Below are 1,754 nucleotides of genomic sequence, written 5' to 3' on the forward strand. Positions count from 1 at the left end.
TGGCTGGGGTGGAGGTGGCCGGATCGGGGATCACCGTGTCGAGTGCCCCGGCGTGACCGATGAGGCGGAGCAGGGCCTCCTCGGCGGAGGGGCGGTCGCCGGGATCGGAGACCAGGCAGTCGGCGACCAGGTCGCGCAGTTCCCCGTCGAGCGGATCGAGGTTCGCGGCCCCGTGCGCGAGCCGGTCCGCCCCTTCCGCGAACGGGGTCCGCCCGCCGGCCGCGAAGACCATCGTGGCGGCCCAGGAGAAGAGGTCCGCCGGGGCGCCCGCCGGATCGCCCCGCAGCTCCTCCGGGGTCAGCCACGCGGGATCGGGCTCGGTGCCGTGGCAGAGCAGGCGGGGTCCGTCCGGGCCGAGCAGTACACGCCCCGGCTGGAGACGGACGTGCTCGACGCCCGCGCGGTGCAGGGCCGCGACGGCGGTCATGGTGGCGATGGCCAGCCGGTGCAGCGCGGTCCCGGCGACCGGCCCGGAGGTCCGTACGACCTCGTCCAGGCCGGGGCCGTCCACGTACTCGCTGACCAGGAGGCCGGGGTAGCCGTCGAGGAGGAGCACGGTGCCGATGACCGCCGTACGGCGCAGGGCGGCGACGAGGTCGGCCCACCCGGGCGCCGGCGGGCGCGGGAGGCGCGTGACGACGACCCGCCCGCCGTCGGGCGACGCCGCCAGATGGACGCCGGGCACGAGCGACCCGAGCAGGTGGTAGGGCCCGAGCCGGGTGGGTTCACCGGGAGGGATCGGGGCGACGGGGGGCATCTGGGTCAGCTCCGGGTGTAGTAGAGGAGCAGGTCGTCGGTGTCCTCCGCGGCGGGGATCTCCGCGAGCACTCTCTGCTCCCTGCCGCGGGTGTCGAGGACGATCACCCGGTGGGTCTTCTTCCCGTCGGGATCGTGGACGATGAGGTGCGCGTCGTCGTACCAGCCGAGCAGGCTCATGTCCGGAGAGGGGAGCGCGATGGACGCCTGTCGTACCCCGGTGGCCCGGTCCCAGAGGCAGAGGCTGCCGCCGCTCGGACAGAAGGTGACGAAGAGGCGGCCGGAGGGCGAGAACGTGCGGCGACCGTAGCTCTGTCCCACCCAGCGGAGGGTCCGAAGCTCGCGCCCGGCGAGGTCGCGGAGGCGCAGGCCGTTCCCGGTCCCGGTCTCGTATCCCACCGCGACGCCGGAGCCGTCCGGCAGCCAGGCGAACTGGCTCTCACCGCCGCGCGCCTCGTCGTCGGTGTCCACCAGCATGGCGGTGCGGGCCGCCGGGTCCACGAGGACGAATCCGCTGGGCCGAGGTTTCTCCCCGGGGACGGACAGGGTGAGCAGCAGGCGTTTCCCGTCCCGGGACCAGGTGGGCCGTTCGAGGACACCCGGCACGGTCACGGTCGGGGTCACGGTGAACTTCCCGCCTTTCCGCACGTCGACGAAGGTGATCGTTCCGGCGGTGAACAGGGCGAGCATGGTGCCGTCGGGGGAGAGGACCGGCTCGGCGTCGGCGATGTCGGACCGGGTGAACTCCTCAGAACCGGGTGCGCGCACGTAGGTGGCCGTCCCGACGCGGTACGCGGTGAGCCGCGCGGCGTCTCCGGGGTTCTCGCGCAGGGTCATCCCGATGCCGGGCACGGTGAGCCGTCGCGTCGCCGTGGGCGGCGCGGACGGTTCCGCCGTCGGGGAGACGACCTCGACGGACGGAGCCGGGGAACCGGCGGCCTGCCCGGAGACCGGTGCCCCGGCCCCGGACGCCGCCGATCCGGACGCGGCCGATCCGG

Annotated in this window: 1 protein-coding gene and 1 pseudogene; both read right to left on the minus strand. The window is 74.6% G+C overall.

From position 1 onward, the window contains the following. Positions 1-757 (minus strand): annotated as a pseudogene (locus IMZ11_RS42185) (hypothetical protein); the annotation flags it as partial. Positions 758-762: 5 nt separating this feature from the next. Next, a partial coding sequence (locus IMZ11_RS42190; protein ID WP_374463247.1) for a TolB family protein occupies positions 763-1,754 on the minus strand: 992 nt, incomplete at its 5' end.

Origin of the sequence: Microtetraspora sp. AC03309 (genome assembly GCF_020826795.1) — a bacterium.
Lineage (GTDB): Bacteria > Actinomycetota > Actinomycetes > Streptosporangiales > Streptosporangiaceae > Microtetraspora > Microtetraspora glauca.